Source organism: Dellaglioa algida (assembly GCF_030127605.1).
Classification (GTDB): Bacteria; Bacillota; Bacilli; order Lactobacillales; family Lactobacillaceae; genus Dellaglioa; species Dellaglioa algida.
In genome coordinates, this window is the sequence record NZ_JANXLE010000019.1 from 1 (window position 1) to 232 (window position 232).

The window sequence follows — 232 nt, forward strand, 5'->3', positions numbered from 1 at the left end:
AATAAATAATTTAAAAATGTGCTAATCGATCTGATTAACACGTTTTTATGTATTATGACCCGTTGGTCAAGTGGTTAAGACACCGCCCTTTCACGGCGGTAACATGGGTTCAAATCCCGTACGGGTCATTTTCGCCGGCTTAGCTCAGTTGGTAGAGCATCGGTATCGTAAACCGAGGGTCACAGGTTCGACTCCTGCAGCCGGCATTTTAATGGTTGCAAAGTTATTATTC

At 43.5% G+C, this 232-nt stretch carries 2 tRNA genes; both read left to right on the top strand.

What is annotated here, in order from left to right:
- Window positions 1–56: 56 nt before the first annotated feature.
- Window positions 57–128: transfer RNA gene (locus N0K73_RS08280), tRNA-Glu, on the top strand.
- 5 nt (window positions 129–133) lie between these two features.
- Window positions 134–206 (top strand) — tRNA-Thr (locus N0K73_RS08285).
- The last annotated feature ends 26 nt before the right edge of the window (window positions 207–232 follow it).